Here is a 19,578-nt window from a genome sequence, read left to right as displayed (position 1 = left end):
ATCCGCGGCCATGCTCGTCACCTTCATGTCGGAGAAGGGTCGTACATCCGTTCGCGCCGGGTTAATGCGATCCCGGCGCGAGCCAGGGTTCAGTCTTCTTCTTCCGATGCACCGGCGCGTTCGGCATGGCAGCTGGCGTCCCACGCGCTGCCCGGAAGCAGTTGCCAGCGGTTCCGGTTGGCGATGCCGATGTCGACCACCTGGGCCGGATCGACGCAGGGGCTCATCGCCTTGTCCAGTACCAGCACCCAGCGCTTCTCCGGGGCCTCGGCCAGCCACGGGCCGGCATCGTGCCACTGCTCTGCCCAGGGGCGCTTGAAGCCGAACTCGCGCACCGGCCGGTCGGCCTGCAGCAGGTTCTGTTCGCGCCAGGCCACCAGGGCCAGTTCGGCATCGGGTCCGATCCGCTTGCCAACGCGATGCATCAGCGACGAGGCGGAGGCGTAGGGGTCCAGCGTCGGCATCAGCACCAGCCCATAGAGCATCCACAGCATGCCGTGGGTGAGCAGGACCAGCACGGCCGCACGGCGCACGCGCAGCCACACCGCCAGCGTGGCCACGGCAATGGCGAAGACCAGCAGGCCGTTGCCCAGCACCGGCAGCAGTGAATCGGGCATCGCCCGCCGTGCCAGCTGGGCCTGCGCCCAGTGGCTGTCGGTCATCATCATCGCGCCCAGGGTGCCGGTGGCGAGCATCAGCAGCAGGCTGTAGCCGAACAGGTAGCGGCGCACGCACAGGCGGCGCAGCAGGCCCGGCAACAGCGGGGCCACGGCCAGCGCCATCGCCGGCAGCATCGGCAGCACGTACACCTCGCGCTTGCCCGGGCTGGCGGTGAAGAACAGCAGCACCAGCAACGCCCAGCCCAGCAGCAGCCATTGCCGGCGGTCGGCACGGCGCAGGCGGCGCCACCACGGCCTGGCCAGCAGCGGCAGCAGCAGGCTGCCGGGCAGCCACAGCGTCAGGATCACCTGCAGGTAGTACCAGACGGGCTGGCGGTGGTGCCAGGCGTTGGCGTAGCGCGTGCCGGTCTGCTTGAACAGCAGTTCGTGCGCGTAGGACTGCAGCGATGCACTGGGCTCGTGCAGCAGCGCCCAGCCCAGCGGTGCCAGCCACACCGCCACGCCCAGCAGGAATGCCGGCACCAGCCACAGCAGGGTGGCCGGGTGCGGGCCCGCTACGGCCTGCCCGCGGCGGCGCTGGTACAGCCACCAGCCGAACCACGGCAGCACCATCAGCAGCGGCAGGAAGCCCACGCCCTTGGTGACCGTACCCAGGCCGGCGGCGAAGCCGGCCAGCCACAGCGCCGGCAGGTTGCGGCGCTCAGCCAGATGGCGCAGGAGGCCCCACAGGGCCACGGTGGTCATCCCCACCAGCACCATGTCGATCTGTGCGCGCTTGGCCATCAGCCCGAACTGCAGCGTGCAGAACAGCGCAGCCATCGCGTACAGCGAATGCCGTGGCGACCACAGCCGGCGCGCCAGGTCCGAGACCAGCCACAGGCTCAGCAGGGCGGCCAGCAGCGAGGGCAGCAGGAAGGACCATTGCCAGCTGCCGACCACCTGGTGCGCCACCGCCTGCAGCCACATGAACACCGGCGGCTTTTCCGCGTAGAGCTCGCTGCCACGGTGCGGCAGCAGCCATTCCCCGCTTTCCACCATGGTGCGCGCGGCCAGCACGAAGCGCGGCTCGTCCGGCGGCTGCGGCTGGCGCATGCCGATGCCGGCGCCCAGCGAGGCGATCAAGAGCAGCCACAACAGGGGCAGGAACCAGCGGCGGGACAGGGCTACGGGCACGGCGGGCTCCGGGAGCAAAACGGCCATTGTGGAAGGGCAGGCGTGGGAAAGGCGTCGGAGGTGGGCGCAGGGCGACCGCATTCCGACATGGGCAGCGCTACCATGGTACGAACTTCCGTGGACATTCCGTGCATGCGCCTGTTGGTGATCGAGGACAACCGCCAGTTGGTGGCCAACCTGTTCGACTATTTCGAGTCGCGCGGGCACGTGCTGGACGTGGCCCCCGATGGCATCACCGGCCTGCACCTGGCGGGCAGCCACCCTTATGACGCGGTCATCCTGGACTGGATGCTGCCGCGCATGGAAGGGCCGGAAGTGCTGCGCCGCCTGCGCGCGGACCAGGGTTCGGAAGTGCCGGTGATCATGCTGACCGCCCGCGACGAGCTGCCGGACAAGATTGCCGGGTTCCGCGCCGGTGCCGATGACTACCTGACCAAGCCCTTCGCCCTGCCCGAGCTGGAAGTGCGGCTGGAGGCCCTGCTGCTGCGCGCGCAGGGGCGCAACCCGCGCAAGCGCCTGCAGGTGGCCGACCTGGTGCTGGACCTGGCCACCCTGGAGGCCCAGCGTGGCGGCCAGGCGCTGCACCTGTACCCGGCCTGCCGCAAGCTGCTGGAAGTGCTGATGCGCGCCAGCCCCGGCGCGGTCACCCGCCAGCAGCTGGAGTTCGCCCTGTGGGGCGACGAGCCGCCGGATGGCGACCTGCTGCGTTCGCACGTCTATGAACTGCGCCGCAGCGTGGACGGCCCCTTCAACGACAAGCTGATCCACACCCTGCCGCGCGTGGGTTACCGGTTGGCGGCCAGCGGCAGTGCAGGCAATGGAAACGATGAAGAAGGCGCGTAAGCCGGGGCCGCTGTACCGGCGCGTGATCGGCTGGCTGCTGGGCTACCTGGCGCTGATCTCGCTGGCGGTGTTCAGTGTCGGCAACTACGTGCATGAGCACGCCGAGCATGCGGCCTGGCGCGCGCTGCTCAATTCCGAACTGGACAGCATCGTCGAGCACACCGAGCACGAGCCGCAGTACCACTGGCAGGATTCGGACACGCTCAGCCTCTACCGCTTCGACGAGACCAACATGCCGGCCACCCTGCGCGGCCTGCATCCGGGCCTGCACGACGGGGTGATGGTCGGCGAGCGCGAGACCGCGGTGATGGTGCGCGACACCGCATCGATGGGGCGCGTGGCGCTGGCGCTGGACATCTCCGACTTCCACGACCTGGAGCAGTTCGCCACGCGCTGGGTGATGCTGGCCGGCATCATCATGGTCTTCGTCACCGTGCTGATGGCGTCCTTCGGCATGGAACGGGTGGTGCGCCCGCTCAGCCTGCTGGCCCATCACATCGGTGCGCTGCGGCCCGGCGAGCAGGGCCAGCGCATTGATGTCGACCCGCGTGGCAGTTCCGAGCTGCACACGATCGCCGACGCGCTCAACGACTACCTCGACCGCAACGAGCAGTTCGTCGAGCGCGAGCGGGTGTTCATCAGTACGGCCAGCCACGAGCTGCGCACGCCCATCGCGGTGATGACCGGCGCGGCCGAACTGGCGCTGGAACAGCCGGGGTTGCCCGAGCGCGCACGCCAGCAGATGCAGCGCGTGCTGCGGACGGCGCAGGGCGTGGAGCAGCTGATCGAGCTGCTGCTGGTGCTGGCCCGTGATCCGGCCCGGCTGGCCGCGCGCGCCGAGCGCATCGCACTGGACCAGCTGCTGCCGGAGATCGTCGCCGACCATCGCCACCTGCTCGGGGACAAGGACCTGAGTATCGGCATCCAGGCCGCACCGGTGGACATCGTGGCCCCGCTGGCCGTGGTGCAGGCCGCGATCGGCAACCTGCTGCGCAACGCCATCGAGAACAGTGGCCGTGGCCACATCGAACTGCGCTTGAGCCCGCAGGCAGTGCTGACCCTGCAGGACCCGGGCCATGGCATGGCGCCGGAGGAAATCGCTGCCATCCACGCGCGCATGGCCCGTGGTGAGCGTGCTGATCGCGGCGGCATCGGCCTGGACCTGATTGCCCGCCTGTGCGAACACCTGGGCTGGACCCTGCACCTGCAACCGGTCGAGCCGCGCGGCACCCTGGTCACCCTCGATTTCGGTGCGTCGCGTCCGGGCTGACCGCTCGCCCCGGTAGATGCCAACCTTGGTTGGCATGTTTTCCGTCGACCAAGGTCGACGCCTGCCAGAGCAGTCACCGCGCCTTCGGGCGCTCCACGTGCTGGTCGATCAGGATCACATTGCCATCAGGATCGGCCAGCTGCAGGTAGCCGGTGCCCTGGCCATCGGGATCAGTGCGTGTCGTCAGCGCGATGCCCTGTGCATCCAGCGCATCCTGCAGTTCGCGCACGTCCTGGAACTGGCCCAGTTCCTGCCGGTACTGGTCCCAGCCCGGGTTGAAGGTCAGCAGGTTGCCCTCGAACATGCCTTGGAACAGGCCGATCACGATGCCATCGTTGCGCAGCACCAGCCAGTTGCGTGCCGCATCACCGCCGCTCACCACGAAGCCCAGGGCTTCGTAGAACGCACGCGACGCCGCCAGATCCTTCACTGACAGGCTGACCGAGAAAGCACCCAGTTGCATGACAGGCTCCGATGGCGATGCGCCGTGGGGGATGGGGCAATTCTGGGCACGTTGCCGTGCTGCGGCAAGCAGCGCAGCATGACCCGGCGTGAAGGCGATGTTAATCTCGGGCAACGCCGCATCCTGCGGCGTTTTTTTTCCGCTCTTTCGATCGACAGAGGATCCCATGCCGACCGAACCCGCTACTGCCCTGATCAGCAACGACATCGTTGGCCTCGGCCTGATTGCCGCCACCCTTGCCCTGATCTTCTGGGCCGCCAGCGGCCCGACCCCCCTGCTGAAGAAGATCTTCGCCTGGGTGCCGGCCCTGCTGCTGTGCTACTTCATTCCCGCCATCTACAACACTGCCGGCGTCATCGACGGCCACAACACCGCGCTGTACAACCCGGTGGCGCGCGACGTGCTGCTGCCGGCGGCGCTGGTGCTGCTGACGCTGTCGATCGACCTGAAGGGCATCGCCAAGCTTGGCCCCAAGCTGCTGGTCGTGTTCTGCGCCGGTACCGCCGGCATCGTGCTCGGCGCCATCGTCTCCTTCCAGGTGATGAAGCTGATCCACCCGGAAACGGTGGCCGGCGACACCTGGGCAGGCATGGCCGCGCTGGCCGGCAGCTGGATCGGCGGCGGCGCCAACATGGTGGCCATGCGCGAGGTGTTCGGCGTCGATGCGACCACCTTCGGCCAGTTCGCGGTGGTCGACGTGGCCTGTGCCAGCCTGTGGATGGCCATCCTGCTGTTCCTGGCCAACCGCGCGCAGCAGATCGATACGCGCAATGGTGCCGACACCCGCGCCATCGATGAGATGAAGGCGCGCATCAGTGCCTATGACGCGCAGAACGCGCGCATTCCCAGCATGACCGACCTGATGATCATCGTCGGCGTGGCGCTCGGTGGTGTCGGCCTGGCGCATGCCATCGCCGCGCCGCTGGCGGGCTGGTTCAAGGCCAACATCAGCTGGGCCAGCCAGTTCAGCCTGGACAGCCAGTTCGTCTGGGTCATCCTGTTGTCCACGGCGATGGGCCTGGGCCTGAGCTTCACCCGCGCGCGCCGGCTGGAAGCGGCCGGTGCCTCGCGACTGGGCACCGTGTTCCTGTATTTCCTGATCGCCTGCATCGGCATGCAGATGAACCTGCTGTCGCTCCTGGACCGGCCGTGGCTGTTCCTGCTCGGCGCCATCTGGATGGCGACCCACGTGCTGGTGCTGTGGATCGTGGCCAAACTGCTGCGTGCGCCACTGTTCTTCTTCGCCATCGGGTCGCAGGGCAACATCGGTGCGGCGGCGTCGGCACCGGTGGTGGCGGCGGCATTCCACCCCTCGCTGGCGCCGGTGGGCGTGCTGCTGGGCACGGTGGGCTATGCCACCGGTACGGGATTGGCCTATGTCACCGGCCTCATCCTGAAGTGGATGGCTGATATGTAGAGCAGACAGTATTGTTTATAGGGTGGGAGCGCCTTTATATGACGCCATGGAACACAGAGGCAGAAACTGTGCGCTACGTTGTAAATTGATACTGAGTTACTTCATAGCGTGATCACGCCGCTGGCATCCGCCAGCTTTTCGGAGGTGTGATTATGAACAGAACAGAAAAAATCGTCCGGGGGTCGCTACTATCTCTTTGGCTGGTAAGTGCTACAGCCTTTGCTCAGCCGATACAGCAGAGTGGCGGGAGCGATGTGCGTTCCATTACCGATACTGTCGCGCGTGATGTTGCTGGATTGATGGCTCAACCGGGATTTGTCGAGAGTGCAAGTTCGGCATTGCAGACTGGGCCTGAAAATGGCGTGGCACTGCAACAGGTGATTTCCCATTTCGATCCGCAGGCACTCACAGTGGTCAGCAGGGAATTGTCATGGAAGGATCAGCAGCTGAGAGAACGGAAGGGGCTGCCGATGCAGGGGCCGGGCCTGCTGCAGTTGCGCGCCTATGTGCCCGAGGGCCAGTCGCTTGCTGATGCAGCTCCGGGCCAGTTGTGGGTCGCCAGCCTCCCACGCGGCAATGACCGCGACTGGACCACGCTGACCGCCTATGACGCACAGGGCCGCGCGCACCTGCTGGATGCGAAGCGGGCGCCGGATTTCCCCGTGCTGATCGTCGATGTCGATACCCGCCGCTCGGTGGCCGAGGGCATGGCCCTGGTCAACGCCGGCCTGCGTGAACGCGGCCTGCAGTCCCCGGAGCGCATCAGCATCGCTGCCAATGGCGCCAGCGCGTCGTTGGACATCACCCGGCTGGATCGCATCCGCCTGGCCGATGACCAGGAGCCGTGGGCACTGGGTGCGGCAGAGGTGTTTGCTGTCGTTTCCGGCTTGCAGGTCGACAAGGCCGAGCCGGAAATGGTCACCGTCGACATGCCGTACCTGGACTATGAAAACACCGATTACACCCCGCAGCAGGCGTTGGTGATCTGGGGCAACTACCGTTTCAACGCCGCCAACGTGCAGCTGTTCGAGGATGACGGCGATACCAACTACCAGGAACTGCTGGTAGCGTTGACCACCGGGGTGAAGACCGCGCTGGGCGTGTTCGCGCCGGAGTACGCGGTCATCGCCGACATCGCCGGTGCCATCCTCAAAGCCATGCCGTCGTCCTGGTTCGCCAACGATATCGACTACCTGGACAGCTTCTACCTGCTGCAGCGCGGGCAGGCCTATACCGATCGCATGGGGACAGCCAACAACGCCAAGGTCACGCTCACCCCCATCACCCTGGTGGAGTAGGCCGGCAGGGCTTGCAGCCCTGCACCCGCAGAGGCCGAAGCCCAAGCAAGATCAAAAGCGGCATTCCGTGGGATGGCGGGGTGGGTCCGACAGGTTCACGCGGCTGTTGGTGGGTGCCGACCGTTGGTCGGCACATGTGTCAGATATCGATAAACAAAATGGGGTCAGATCCGTTTCCTTCGGAAAACGGATCTGACCCCGCATGTGTCTCGCCGTCACCGGCAATCTGTCGAAGGCGGGGCGGTGTCGGATTGCGGGGTGTCCGCCGCATGGATGCGGCGGCCAAGCCTACAGGGACGTACTTGCGGCGTCCCCGCAATCCGACACCGCCCCGCCAACCAAACAGAAACCCGGAGCCGACGCTCTTGCAGTTGCAGTTGCAGTCGCTGTTGAATCGGCGGGCGCCGGGCTGCAAGCCCGGCACCCGCACAAAATTTCAACAGCAGCGACCGCCGTTGCGACCGCCGTACCGCGCTTCCTGCCGCTCACGGAAGAACGTCTTGTAGTCCATCGGCTCCTGGTCCGGATGCTTCTCCAGCATGTGCCGGACGTAGTTGTCGTAATCAGGAATCCCACAGCACAGCCGTGCGGTCTGCACCAGGCGCCGCCAGATGCGGCGGTGCGCCTGGTACTGGCCGGCAGGAACCAGTTGCGTGCTCATCACAGATCCACCATTTCATGTGGCTTCAGTGCCACGTACGGGGTCTCACGGTCAGTCCGCTGCGGATTGCGGCGCGCCGCCAGGATGGTCTTGATCGAATACACCAGCACGGCACCCACCACCAGCAGGAACAGTGCGGTCAGGCCGGTGTTGACGTAGGCGTTGACCACGATCTGCTTCATCTGCGCTACCGACTTGGCCGGCGCGGTGATCGTGTCGCTGGCAAGCGCAGCCTGGAACTTGTGCGCCTGCGCCAGGAAGCCCTGCGCCGGATTGCTGTCGAAGATCTTGATGAAACCGGCGTAGGTGGTGCAGATCAGCAGCCACACCGCCGGCACGGCAGTGACCCACGCGTAGCGGTCACGCTTCATCTTGAACAGCACCACCGTGCCCAGCATCAGCGCGATACCGGCCAGCATCTGGTTGGAGATGCCGAACAGCGGCCACAGCGTCTGGATGCCGCCGAACGGATCGACCACGCCGGTGTAGAGCAGGTAGCCCCACAGCGCCACGCAGCCTGCGGTACCGATGATGTTGGCGGTCCACGACTCGGTCTTCTTCAAGGCCGGCACGAAGTTGCCGAGCAGGTCCTGCAGCATGAAACGCCCGGCGCGGGTGCCGGCGTCCACCGCGGTCAGGATGAACAGTGCTTCGAACAGGATCGCGAAGTGGTACCAGAACGCCATCATCGCGTCGCTGCTGCTGGGGATCGCCTCATGCAGGATCTGCGCGATGCCAACCGCCAGCGTGGGGGCGCCACCGGCGCGATGCAGGATTGTCGGTTCACCAATGGCCGCCGCCGTCGCGGTGAGCTGTTCCGGGCTGATGGTGAAGCCCCACGTGTTGGTGATGAAGTGCGCCGCCGAGGCCGCATCGGCACCGATCACCGCCGCCGGGCTGTTCATTGCGAAGTAGATGCCCGGATCGATGATCGAGGCCGCCACCAGCGCCATCACTGCCACGAACGATTCCATCAGCATGCCGCCGTAGCCGATGTAGCGCATGTGCGCTTCATTGGCGAGCAGCTTGGGCGTGGTGCCGGAGGAGATCAGTGCGTGGAAGCCGGACACCGCGCCGCAGGCAATGGTGATGAACAGGAAGGGGAACATGCCGCCCTTCCACACCGGGCCGTCGCCGCTGGCGGCGAACTGGGTCAGGGCCGGCATCTTCAGTTCCGGCATGACCACCAGGATGCCGATCGCCAGGGCGATGATCGTGCCGATCTTCAGGAAGGTGGACAGGTAGTCGCGCGGGGCCAGCAGCAGCCACACCGGCAGCACCGAGGCGACGAAACCATAGCCGATCAGCATCCAGGTGATCTGGGTGCCGGTGAAGGTGAAGGCCGGGCCCCAGGTCGGGTCCGCCGCCACCTTGCCGCCGAACCAGATCGCGGCCAGCAGCAGGATCAGGCCGACCACCGAGATCTCGCCGATCTTGCCGGGGCGGATGTAGCGCATGTACACGCCCATCAGGATCGCGATGGGCATCGTCGCGATCACCGTGAACATGCCCCAGGGGCTTTCGGCCAGTGCCTTGACCACCACCATCGCCAGCACCGCCAGGATGATGATCATGATCAGGAAGGCGCCGAACAGCGCAATGGTGCCGGGCACCTGGCCCATTTCCTCACGCACCAGGTCGCCCAGCGAACGGCCGTTGCGGCGGCTGGACAGGAACAGGACCACGAAGTCCTGCACCGCGCCGGCCAGCACCACGCCCACCACCAGCCACAGCAGGCCGGGCAGGTAGCCCATCTGCGCGGCCAGCACCGGGCCGACCAGCGGGCCGGCGCCGGCGATGGCGGCGAAGTGGTGGCCGAACAGCACGTGCTTGTTGGTCGGGACGTAGTCCAGGCCATCGTTGTTGATCACCGCCGGGGTGGCCCGGGTCGGATCGAGCTGCATCACCTTGTCGGCGATGAACAGGCTGTAGAAGCGGTAGGCCACCAGGTACAGCGATACCGCGGCGACCACGATCCACAATGCGTTGATGTGCTCGCCGCGGCGCAGGGCCACTGTGCCCAGACAGAATGCGCCAAGCAGGGCGAGGGCCGCCCAGCCTATTTTGGAAAACCCTTTCATGAGGTGCTCTCTCCCGGAAAGATGTTCAAAGAGTCCCGCGTGACCTGTGCACGGTCAATGTGTGCGGGACTTTTCTGCGGTAGTACTTTGGTCGAACACAACGCAGGCGCCGCCGCGCGGCGGACATGACGCCCGGCGAACACCAGTGGTGGAACAATCGGTTGCGGTGCCGCCCATTGGCGTTGCGGCGTGCGGCGTCCATCTTCATCGGCATCCATCCAACAGGAGTCGCCATGAGCCTTCCCGAGCCGGTGCGCGTGCAGCGCACCATCCGTGGCATGCCCACCTCCGACGGTGCCGGCGTGCGCCTGACCCGCGTCATCGGCGGCCCGTCGCTGCCCGACCTCGATCCGTTCCTGCTGCTGGATGAATTCGGCACCGATCGTGCCGAGGACTACATCGCCGGCTTCCCGGAACACCCGCACCGTGGCTTCGAGACCGTCACCTACATGCTCGACGGGCGCATGCGCCACCGCGACAACCACGGCAACGAAGGCCTGCTGACCCCGGGTAGCGTGCAGTGGATGACCGCTGGCCGCGGCCTGGTCCATTCGGAAATGCCGGAGCAGGAAAGCGGGCAGATGCGCGGTTTCCAGCTGTGGGTGAACCTGCCGGCGCGCGACAAGATGACCGACCCCAAGTACCAGGAATTCGCGCCAGAGCGCATTCCGGTGGTGCAGCCGGCGGCGGGCGTGGAGGTGAAGGTGATCGCCGGTACCGTCGATGGCACGGCCGGCCCGATCGTCCAGCCGGCCACCGATCCGGTGTACCTGGACATCCGCCTCGAGGCCGACCGCGCCTGGACCTACACGCTGCCGGAAGGGCACAACGCCTTCGCTTATGTTTTCGAGGGCGGGGTGACGGTGGGTGAGCAGGACGCCGCGCGTGACGTGGCGCGCCAGGAACTGGCGGTGCTGGGCGGCGGCGAGCAGCTGCACCTGTCGGCCGGAAGCGAAGGCGCACGGCTGATCCTGGTGGCGGGTCGCCCGCTGCGCGAGCCGGTCATGCGCCACGGCCCGTTCGTGATGAACACCCGGCAGGAGCTGATGCAGGCCTTCGTGGATTTCCAGGAAGGCCGCTTCTGAGGTAGTGCCGGCCGCTGGCCGGCAACCGCCTGCGATGGCGGCAGACGAGCGTGCCGGCCAGCGGCCGGCACTACCGATCGATCGGGTTGAAGTGCGGGGATGCTGCCAGGCAGTCATCCCCGCAACCGCTCAGCGACCGTCGGCCACGGCCGACGGGGTCAGGCTCATGCCCTGCGCCAGCTGCTGCAGGCTGCCCAGTTCCTGGCTGCTGTCCGGGTACAGCGCGATCTGCGCATAGCGTCCCTTGTCCAGCTTGACCACGCTGATGCGCCGCTCGGCGTAGCCGGGCGGTTGCTGGCCGCCCAGGTCGGGCTGGTACCAGTACATCGATTCACCGCCGAAGCTGCCTTTTTCCTGGCGCAGCGAGCGGCTGAGTGGAATGCCCGGGTCGCGCTGGCTGAGCATCAGGCTCAGCACTTCGCGGCCTTCGGCGGTGGCCGCACGGCACACCACGAAATCGGGCTGTGCCTGCTGCTGCCATTGCAGGCCACTGCCGGCGGGCAGCGACGGGCACTCGACCGGAGCCTGTGCGGCGGCATGGGCCGCGACGAACAGCAGGCTCGACAACACAACAGGCACGAACTTCATGCATCCCCCAAGGTGGCGTGTCGTAAGGCGCCACCGGCGCGCCGGTGGCGGTGGCATCCCATCCCCGGATGCCGTGGCCGTCCGCATGTGTACGGACGGTCATTCCGACCTTAACGGAACGTGAGCGATCGCACAAATTGCGGTTACAACCGTAACCATCACGGCCGAGTGTCGGCCGTGATGGCCAGGGCAGGGCTCAGTGGTCGCTGCCGACCCACTTGTAAATCATCCCGCCGATCATGCCGCCCAGCAGCGGGGCCACCCAGAACAGCCACAACTGGCCGGTCGCGCCGCTGCCGGCAAAGAAAGCCACGGCGGTGGAGCGGGCCGGGTTCACCGACGTATTGGTGACCGGGATGCTGATCAGGTGGATCAGGGTGAGGGCCAGGCCGATGGCCAGCGGGGCGAAGCCGGCCGGTGCCTTGCCGTGCGTGGCCCCCATGATGACCACCAGGAACACGGCGGTGAGCACCACCTCGCACAGGAAGGCGGCGGCCACGCTGTAGCCACCCGGCGACAGTGCGCCGTAGCCATTGCTGGCGAATGCCCCGGCCTGGCTGCTGTCAATGCCGAAGCCGGGCGCACCGGAGGCGATCTGCAGGAGGATGAAGCCGGCCAGCAGGCCGCCGGCGCACTGGGCGATGACGTAGGGCAGCAGGTCGCGGGCTGGGAAGCGGCCGCCGGCCCAGAGCCCGACGCTGACCGCCGGATTGAAGTGCGCGCCGGACACGTGGCCGAACGCGTAGGCGCCGGTCACCACCGTCAGGCCGAAAGCCAGTGCCACGCCGAGGAAGCCGATGCCCAGCGGATTGCCGTCGCCGCCGAATTTCGCGGCCAGCACCGCGCTGCCACAGCCACCCAGGACCAGCCAGAACGTGCCGAGGAACTCGGCGGCCAAGCGTTTGCCCATGCCCATGACGTGCTCTCCAATGAGGCGCGCGGATGCGTGCGGTCGCATTGGAGTGCGCAGCAGGTGATGGCCGCGTATACGCGGCGTGGAGCCCCGGCGGGATGTGCCGAGGCCTTGCCGTAGCGTCGAGCTTGCTCGACTGCTTTCTGTCTCAGTACTGCGGCAGCGGAATGAATTCCTTGTCATCGCCGGGGATGGTGCCGAAGCGCCCGGCTTCCCAATCGTGCTTGGCCTGTTCGATGCGCTCCTTGGAGCTGGACACGAAGTTCCACCACAGGTGGCGCGGGCCATCGAGCGGTTCGCCACCGAACAGCATCGCCTTCACCGGTGTCTTCGCGCGCAGGCGGCCAACGGCGCCGGCCTCGGGGATGACCAGGTGCTGGGCCGGAATATCCACGCCATCCAGCTGCGCCTGGCCTTCGAGGATGTACAGCGCGCGTTCGCGATGGCCGTTGTCGATGTCGATCTCCGCATCCGGGTCGAGATCGATGGCCACGTTGAGCGTATCGGCGAAGACCTTCACCGGTGATTCTTCACCATAGGCACGGCCGGCGATGACGCGCAGCCACGCGCCGTTGCGGCGCTGCTCGGGCAGGGTGGCCGCGGCATGGTGGTAGAACGCCGGTTCGATTTCCTCGTGCGACTTCGGCAGCGCGACCCAGGTCTGCATGCCGTGGATCGGGTTGTCGTGGCTGCGGTCCGGCGGCGGGGTGCGCTCGGAATGGGCGATGCCGCGGCCGGCGGTCATCCAGTTCACGTCGCCGGGGCGGATGACCTGGTCCGAGCCCAGCGTATCGCGGTGGCCGATGGCGCCGGACCACAGGTAGGTGACGGTGGCCAGGCCGATATGCGGGTGCGGGCGCACGTCGATGGCGGTGCCGGGGTGCATGATGGCCGGGCCCATCTGGTCGACGAACACGAACGAGCCGATGCTGCGGGCCTGCAGGGTGGGCACCGCGCGGCGCACTTCCAGGCCGCCGATGTCGTGGACGCGCGGGGCGATGATGGTGGTCATGCGGGCGTTCTCGCTGGCAGGGATCAAGGTGGCCAGCATGGCATGCGGTCGTGGCGGGCACATGCCCCATGCGGGTAACAGGTTGTTCCAGCCAACGGCGCAGCCCCTCGTGGCTGGTCGATCGGTAGAGTCGACTGTTAGTCGACTGGCGCTGTGGCTGGCCGGGCGGGTGGGCTGCGCAGGGGACGCTGCAAGTACGTCCATGTAAGCTCGGTCGCCGCATCCATGCGGCTCACGCCCCGGCGCAACCCACCCGCCCGGCCCCCGACAGTTTCCGGGCGCGTCAGCCACGGAAAAGAAAAAAGAAAATCAAAATCAAACGCCGGTCGCTTCGCTCGCATCCACGCAAGCGTGGACCAAGCGTGTCGACCAAGGTCGACACCTACCGCAATGGGAGTTCACTCACCGTCACCGGGAAACTGTCGGGGGTGGGGCGGTGTGGGCTTGCAGGACCGCAGGCGCCATGGATGGCGCCTACGAGCCCCCATGGACGGGTTTACGGCGTGTCCTGCAAGCCCACACCGCCCCGCCCAACAAACAGAAAAGCCAGAGCCGGCTGTAGCTCCGGCTCTGGCTCTGGCTTCTGCAGTTGCTGTTGCCTCTGCGGGTGCCGGGCCGCAGGCCCGGCCGACAAACTCACACCACCGGTTCGCGCAGGACGGGGTTGTCCCAGCCCGGGCGCGGGGCGAAACGGTCGCCGTGGCGCTGCTGCAGCGCCTTCAGCCGCTCGACGATCGCATCGGCGCCCACCGCGCGGATGTGCTGGATCGGACCCCCACGGAACGGAGCAAACCCCGTGCCGAAGATCACGCCCGCATCCAGCAGGTCCGCATCGGCCACCACGCCTTCGTGCAGGCAGGCCACCGCTTCGTTCAGCAGCGGCAGGATCAGGCGGTCTTCCAGGTCCGCAGGGGCCTGGTAGTCACGCGCCACGTCCGGCTTCTTCGCCCGGCCGTTCTCCCAGGTGTAGATGCCCTGGCCATCCTTCTTGCCGCGCTTGGCCGGGTCCACCGTCGCCAGTGCCTCGGGCACCTGCAGGCCCAGGAACGGCGCCAGCTCCTTGCCCACGCCGGCGGCCACGTCCAGGCCCACCGTGTCGATCAGCTCGATCGGGCCCATCGGCATGCCGAACTTCACCGCGGCCTTGTCGATCACCGGGCCCGGAATGCCCTCGGCGTACGCCGTGGCGGCTTCCAGCATGTACGGGAACAGCACGCGGTTGACCAGGAAGCCAGGGCTGCCGGCCACCGGCACCGGGAACTTGCCCAGCGCCTTGCAGAACGCGGCCAGGCGGCGCTCGGTTTCCGGCGCCATGCCGTCGTGGTGGATGATTTCCACCAGCGGCATCTGCGCCACCGGGTTGAAATAGTGCAGGCCGGCAAACTGCGCCGGGCGCTGGATGTGGTCGCGCAGTTCCACCAGCGGAATCGAGGAGGTGTTGGTGGTCAGCAGCGCGTCCAGCTTCATCTTCGGTTCCAGCGTCTGGTACAGCGCACGCTTGGCTTCCGGGTTCTCGATGATCGCTTCGATGACCAGGTCGGCCTCGGCCACGCCATTGCCCTCCAGGTCGGCACGCAGGCGCGCGGCCACCGCCGGGCGCTTGCTCTCATCGCGCACCTTCTTGGCGAACAGCGCCTGCGCGCGTTCCATGGCCGGGTCGATGAAACGCTGCTCGCGGTCCTGCAGGGTCACCTCGAAGCCCTTGTACGCGGCCCAGGCGGCAATGTCGCCACCCATCACGCCGGCGCCGACCACGTGCACGTGGCGGATGCCGGCATCACCGCTGCCCAGCCCCTTCAGGCGCTCGGTCAGGAAGAAGATGCGGATCAGGTTGCGCGCGGTCGGCGTGCTGGCCAGCTTCACCACCGCGCGGCGCTCGGCGTCCAGGCGCGCCTGCACCGGCTTGCCGGCGGTGCGCTGCCAGGTGCTGATCAGCGCGTACGGCGCCGGGTACTGGTCCTTCTTGGCCTTGCGGGCGACCTGCTTGACCATCTGCGGGGCCAGCAGCTTGCGTGCCAGCCAGGTGTTGGTGGCCCAGGCGGTGGCGCGCTGCTTGAACGGGCGGGTGGTGCCGGACAGGGCCAGGGCCACGGCCGTATCGAGTACCACTGCCGGTGCCACCACCTTGTCTACCAGGCCGATGCCACGGGCGGCCGAGGCCGACAGGGTGCGGCCGGTCAGCATCATGTCCATCGCCGCCGGGGCGCCCACCAGCTGCGGCAGGCGCGCGCTGCCACCCCAGCCCGGGAAGATGCCCAGCTGGGTCTCCGGCAGGCCGATGCGGGTGCTGCTGTCATTGGAGGCCACGCGGTAGCGGCAGGCCAGCGCCAGCTCGGTGCCGCCGCCCAGGCAGTGGCCGTGGATGGCCGCCACGGTGGGGCAGGGCAGCTCGGCCAGCTTCTGGTAGGTGGACTGGCCGCGGCGGATCGCGTCGTTCACGGTGCCGCGCCGGTCGAACTCCTGGAACTCCTTCAGGTCCGCCCCGGCGATGAAGCCGGCCTTCTTCAGCGACTGGATGACCACGCCCTTGGGCGGGTCCAGGGCGATGCGCTCGAGCAGGTCGCCCAGCTCCAGCAGCACGTCCTGCGACATTGCGTTGACACTGCTGTCCTGACGATCCAGTGACAGCACGACCACGCCGTCATCGCGGATCTCGGGGTGCCAGTGGCTGAAGCGGAGACCATCGAAGCCTGAGAGCATGGACGTTCCATCCGGTTGTGTATGGAGAAGCGGCTATGATCCAGAGGTTGTTTCCCCCGCGTCAAATCCCTATAGCTGGGGGTGGCGACCCCGGATCCATGGCCCCGGACCGGGACGCTAGCGGAACGGTGGTTAAAAGCTGGTGCGGCGCCAGGTGATCGGCGACTGAACTTTTCCCGGGATTGGCAGTCTCATTGCCCGACGTCGGTTGGGCTGACAGGAGTGCGGCCCCTCATGGCCGATGTTGAAACACCACAGGAGCTGGATCTGGAACTGGTCCGGCGCGTGCAGCGCGGCGAGAGCGCGGCCTTCGATGTCCTGGTACGCAAGTACCAGCACCGGGTCGTCGGTCTGGTCGGTCGCTACATCGCCGACTGGAGCGAATGTCAGGACGTCGCCCAGGACACTTTCATCCGCGCCTACCGCGCGATCGGAAGTTTCCGTGGCGATGCCCAGTTCTCCACCTGGTTGCATCGGATCGCCGTGAACACCGCCAAAAACTACCTGGCTTCACACAATCGACGCCCGCCGACCGATGACATCGACATCGGCGACGCCGAGCAGTTCGATACCGGAACACGCCTGCGCGACACCGACACGCCGGAACGCGAGTTGATGCGCCAGGAGCTGGAACAGACGGTGATGAAGGCCGTCAACGCGCTGCCGGAAGAACTCCGGTCGGCGATCACCCTGCGCGAGGTGGAAGGCCTGAGTTACGAGGAAATCGCGCAGAAGATGGGGTGCCCGATCGGCACCGTGCGGTCCCGGATCTTCCGGGCGCGCGAGGCGATCGACACCGAACTCCGGCCGCTGCTGGACATCGGCAGCGCCACCCGTGAGAAGAGCCGCGTATGACCCACAGTCCCCTGAACGAATCGCAGAACCATCAATCCCCCGCCGGCCAGCGCCTGGACCAGCGCCACCGCGAACAGCTGTCGGCCCTGGTCGATGGCGAGCTCGGTGCCGATGAGGCGCGCTTCCTGCTGCGCCGCATGGAACACGATCCCGAGCTGTCCGGCAGCCAGGAACGCTGGCAGCTGCTCGGCGACGTGATGCGTGGCCAGGCGTCGCTGCTGGCCCCGGCCGGTTTCAGCGCGGCCGTGGCCGCCGCCATCGCCGCCGATCCGGCACCGCAGGCCGAGCCGCGCCGCCAGGTGCGCCGCACCGGTTGGCGTGCCTGGGGCGGTGGTGCCGCACTGGCCGCGTCGGTGGCCGCCGTGGCCCTGTTCATGGGCGGCGAGAAGCTGAAGGATGCCGGCCCTGGCGAGCCCCTGCCGCCGCAGGTGGTGGCCAGCCAGGCCGAACTGGCACCTGCGCCGGGTCCGTCCGCCGTGACCGAGGCCTCGGTCGACAGCGCCGCGATGGCCGTGGCCGCCGCACCGGCCGTAGCGATGGCCGCCAGCCGCCGCCAGGACGCCCGCCGCGCCAGCGCCACCCGCAGCCAGCAGGCCGCACGCGTGGCCCAGCGCGATGACGCGCCGCAGCGTGCGGTGGCCACTGCGCAGCCGGCGCTGAGCCCCAGCGTCCCGGCCAGCAGCGCCCGCCATCTGCCCTTCGGTGATGTCGGCAGCCTGCAGGCCCGGCCGTGGCCGAAGTCCAGCCTGGCCCCGGCCGCCGGCGGCGCGCTCAACGCCAGCTTCCCGACCTCGTCCGGTGGCGCCGCGTTTTACCCGTTCGAACCGCGCCTGCAGGAAGAACTGCCGGCGCCGCAGCGCCCGCGCGACTGACGCGTGCGGGCCCATGCCCCGCCACTGGCGGGGCCCTCCTTCCCCCTCTCCATCCGATCCGGAGGTTGCCGTCCGATGACTCACCGACTCCGCACGCAGGCCATGGGCCTGCTCGCCCTGACCCTGCCGCTGGTGGCCTGTGCCCAGCCCGCCGCGCCGGCCGCACCGCAGGCGGCCCCGGCCGCTGCCGCCGCACCGCGTGCCCCGGCGCAGCCGCTGGTCAGCGGCCTGCCTGATTTCACCAACCTGGTCGAACAGGTCGGCCCCGGCGTGGTCAACGTCGATGTCACCATCGTCCGCAACAACCGCCAGGCCTCGCGCGGCCCGATGGGCGACGACGACATGCCTGAGTTCTTCCGCCGCTTCTTCGGCCCTGATTTCCCGATGCCGGGGCAGGGGCCGGGTGGCCAGGATGGCGGTCCCAGCATCAAGGGGCGTGGCATGGGCTCGGGCTTCATCATCTCGCCCGACGGCTACGTGCTGACCAACTACCACGTGGTGGCAGACGCCAGCGAAGTGAAGGTGAAGCTGGGCGACAGCCGCGAGTTCACTGCCAAGGTGGTCGGCAGCGACCAGCAGTACGACGTGGCCCTGCTGAAGATCGACGGCAAGAACCTGCCGACCGTGCGCGTGGGCGATTCGAACACCCTCAAGCCGGGCCAGTGGGTTGTCGCGATCGGCTCGCCGTTCGGCCTCGACCATTCGGTCACCGCCGGCGTGGTCAGTGCCGTCGGCCGCAGCACCGGCGGGCCGGACCAGCGCTATGTGCCCTTCATCCAGACCGACGTGGCGATCAACCAGGGCAACTCCGGTGGCCCGTTGCTGAATACCCGCGGGGAAGTCGTTGGCATCAACTCGCAGATCTTCTCCGCCTCCGGCGGTTACATGGGCATCAGCTTCGCGATCCCGATCGACCTGGCGATGAGCGCGGTCGAGCAGATCAAGAAGAGCGGCAAGGTCACCCGTGGCCAGCTGGGCGCGGTGGTCGAACCGATCGATTCGCTGAAGGCGCAGGGCCTGGGCCTGCCGGACAGCCGTGGCGCGCTGGTCAACCAGATCGTGCCCGGCAGTGCCGCCGCCAAGGCGGGCGTGCAGCTCGGCGATGTCATCCGCTCGGTCAACGGCAGCACGGTCAACACCTGGTCCGACCTGCCGCCGCTGATCGGCGCGATGGCCCCGGGCAGCAAGGTCACCCTGGTCGTGTACCGCGATGGCAAGCCGCGTGAGCTCAGTGCCACCCTGACCGCACTGACCGACGACGGCCAGGGCACGGCCCGCGGCCCGTCCGCCGCCAATGCCGACGCCGCACCGCAGACCGGCGCCAATGCGCTGCTGGGCCTGGACGTGACCGAGCTGACCGCGCCGCAGCGCAAGCAGCTGGGCCTGGATTCGGGTGAGGGCGTGCGCATCACCGGGGTCAAGGGCGAGGGTGCCCGTGACGCCGGCCTGTCCCCGGGCATGGTCATCCTGCAGGTCGGCCGCACCGCGGTCGGCAGCGTCGATGCCCTCAACCGCGCGCTGTCCGGCTACAAGAAGGGCGACGTGGTGATGCTGCTGGTCCGCGCCAGCAGCGGCAACAGCGCCTTCGTGGCGGTCAAGGCCGGCCAGTAAGGCCTTCACGGCCGCCCCCGGGCGGCCCTGGTACTCCCCCAAAGCCCCGCCCCGGCGGGGCTTTGGCCATTCCGGGCCCGGTCCGATCAGGCTGCTTTCGCGGCAGAGGCCCGGGC

Annotated in this window: 16 protein-coding genes; 8 read left to right on the top strand and 8 right to left on the bottom strand. The window is 67.8% G+C overall.

Features of this window, described 5'->3' with window-relative positions; all coding sequences use genetic code 11:
* Positions 1 to 89: 89 nt before the first annotated feature.
* The gene (locus C1927_RS15595) at positions 90 to 1,793 is read right to left on the bottom strand and encodes a glycosyltransferase family 39 protein (protein WP_108747168.1); all 1,704 of its coding nucleotides are present in this window, start codon (positions 1,791 to 1,793) and stop codon (positions 90 to 92) included.
* 132 nt (positions 1,794 to 1,925) lie between these two features.
* Between C1927_RS15595 and C1927_RS15590 the strand changes: the two genes are divergently transcribed.
* Together C1927_RS15590 and C1927_RS15585 are read left to right on the top strand one after the other, a co-directional pair.
* The gene (locus tag C1927_RS15590) at positions 1,926 to 2,636 is read left to right on the top strand and encodes a response regulator transcription factor (RefSeq protein ID WP_108747167.1); all 711 of its coding nucleotides are present in this window, start codon (positions 1,926 to 1,928) and stop codon (positions 2,634 to 2,636) included.
* Complete coding sequence (locus tag C1927_RS15585; protein ID WP_108747166.1) at positions 2,620 to 3,906, top strand: HAMP domain-containing sensor histidine kinase; 1,287 nt, start codon at positions 2,620 to 2,622, stop codon at positions 3,904 to 3,906. The genes C1927_RS15590 and C1927_RS15585 overlap by 17 nt, the downstream gene beginning before the upstream one ends.
* Before the next feature lie 73 nt (positions 3,907 to 3,979).
* Here the strand turns inward: C1927_RS15585 and C1927_RS15580 are convergent, their stop codons facing one another.
* Entirely contained in the window at positions 3,980 to 4,369 is a 390-nt protein-coding gene (locus C1927_RS15580; protein WP_079222762.1) for a VOC family protein, read from the bottom strand.
* Between the two features lie 166 nt (positions 4,370 to 4,535).
* On the opposite strand from C1927_RS15580, the gene C1927_RS15575 reads away from it, so the two are divergent.
* Positions 4,536 to 5,786, top strand: a complete 1,251-nt coding sequence (locus C1927_RS15575; protein ID WP_079222761.1) for a DUF819 family protein — start codon at positions 4,536 to 4,538, stop codon at positions 5,784 to 5,786.
* Positions 5,787 to 6,148: 362 nt separating this feature from the next.
* The gene (locus C1927_RS15570) at positions 6,149 to 7,084 is read left to right on the top strand and encodes a DUF3103 family protein (protein ID WP_159095368.1); all 936 of its coding nucleotides are present in this window, start codon (positions 6,149 to 6,151) and stop codon (positions 7,082 to 7,084) included.
* A 436-nt stretch (positions 7,085 to 7,520) separates the two neighbouring features.
* On the opposite strand, the gene C1927_RS15565 is transcribed toward C1927_RS15570, so the two are convergent.
* Together C1927_RS15565 and C1927_RS15560 are read right to left on the bottom strand one after the other, a co-directional pair.
* Positions 7,521 to 7,745: a CstA-like transporter-associated (seleno)protein gene (locus C1927_RS15565; protein ID WP_005410613.1), complete on the bottom strand. Its 225-nt coding sequence runs from the start codon at positions 7,743 to 7,745 to the stop codon at positions 7,521 to 7,523.
* Positions 7,745 to 9,826 (bottom strand): carbon starvation CstA family protein, encoded by a 2,082-nt coding sequence (locus C1927_RS15560; protein WP_108747164.1) that lies wholly within the window; start codon positions 9,824 to 9,826, stop codon positions 7,745 to 7,747. The genes C1927_RS15565 and C1927_RS15560 overlap by 1 nt, the downstream gene beginning before the upstream one ends.
* Positions 9,827 to 10,059: 233 nt before the next feature.
* On the opposite strand from C1927_RS15560, the gene C1927_RS15550 reads away from it, so the two are divergent.
* Positions 10,060 to 10,911, top strand: a complete 852-nt coding sequence (locus tag C1927_RS15550; RefSeq protein ID WP_108747163.1) for a pirin family protein — start codon at positions 10,060 to 10,062, stop codon at positions 10,909 to 10,911.
* A gap of 129 nt (positions 10,912 to 11,040) precedes the next feature.
* On the opposite strand, the gene C1927_RS15545 is transcribed toward C1927_RS15550, so the two are convergent.
* The 4 genes from C1927_RS15545 to C1927_RS15530 all read right to left on the bottom strand — a co-directional run bounded on the left by C1927_RS15545 (position 11,041) and on the right by C1927_RS15530 (position 16,124).
* The gene (locus C1927_RS15545) at positions 11,041 to 11,499 is read right to left on the bottom strand and encodes a hypothetical protein (protein WP_108747162.1); all 459 of its coding nucleotides are present in this window, start codon (positions 11,497 to 11,499) and stop codon (positions 11,041 to 11,043) included.
* A 196-nt stretch (positions 11,500 to 11,695) separates the two neighbouring features.
* Positions 11,696 to 12,415, bottom strand: coding sequence for an aquaporin Z (aqpZ, locus tag C1927_RS15540; RefSeq protein ID WP_079222755.1), 720 nt, complete (start codon positions 12,413 to 12,415; stop codon positions 11,696 to 11,698).
* Between the two features lie 145 nt (positions 12,416 to 12,560).
* Positions 12,561 to 13,424: a pirin family protein gene (locus tag C1927_RS15535; RefSeq protein WP_079225336.1), complete on the bottom strand. Its 864-nt coding sequence runs from the start codon at positions 13,422 to 13,424 to the stop codon at positions 12,561 to 12,563.
* A 636-nt stretch (positions 13,425 to 14,060) separates the two neighbouring features.
* Positions 14,061 to 16,124, bottom strand: a complete 2,064-nt coding sequence (locus C1927_RS15530; RefSeq protein WP_108747161.1) for a 3-hydroxyacyl-CoA dehydrogenase NAD-binding domain-containing protein — start codon at positions 16,122 to 16,124, stop codon at positions 14,061 to 14,063.
* Positions 16,125 to 16,358: 234 nt separating this feature from the next.
* Here C1927_RS15530 and rpoE point away from each other — a divergent pair, with 234 nt between their 5' ends.
* The 3 genes from rpoE to C1927_RS15515 all read left to right on the top strand — a co-directional run bounded on the left by rpoE (position 16,359) and on the right by C1927_RS15515 (position 19,462).
* Entirely contained in the window at positions 16,359 to 16,979 is a 621-nt protein-coding gene (rpoE, locus tag C1927_RS15525; RefSeq protein ID WP_079222753.1) for an RNA polymerase sigma factor RpoE, read from the top strand.
* The gene (locus C1927_RS15520) at positions 16,976 to 17,851 is read left to right on the top strand and encodes a sigma-E factor negative regulatory protein (RefSeq protein WP_108747160.1); all 876 of its coding nucleotides are present in this window, start codon (positions 16,976 to 16,978) and stop codon (positions 17,849 to 17,851) included. Before rpoE ends, C1927_RS15520 begins: the two co-directional genes overlap by 4 nt.
* Before the next feature lie 75 nt (positions 17,852 to 17,926).
* Positions 17,927 to 19,462: a DegQ family serine endoprotease gene (locus tag C1927_RS15515; protein WP_108747159.1), complete on the top strand. Its 1,536-nt coding sequence runs from the start codon at positions 17,927 to 17,929 to the stop codon at positions 19,460 to 19,462.
* The last annotated feature ends 116 nt before the right edge of the window (positions 19,463 to 19,578 follow it).

The organism is Stenotrophomonas sp. ZAC14D1_NAIMI4_1, assembly GCF_003086775.1.
Taxonomy (GTDB): Bacteria; Pseudomonadota; Gammaproteobacteria; order Xanthomonadales; family Xanthomonadaceae; genus Stenotrophomonas.
Note: the sequence above shows the minus strand (reverse complement) of the source record. Positions and strands in the feature narration are given on the sequence as shown.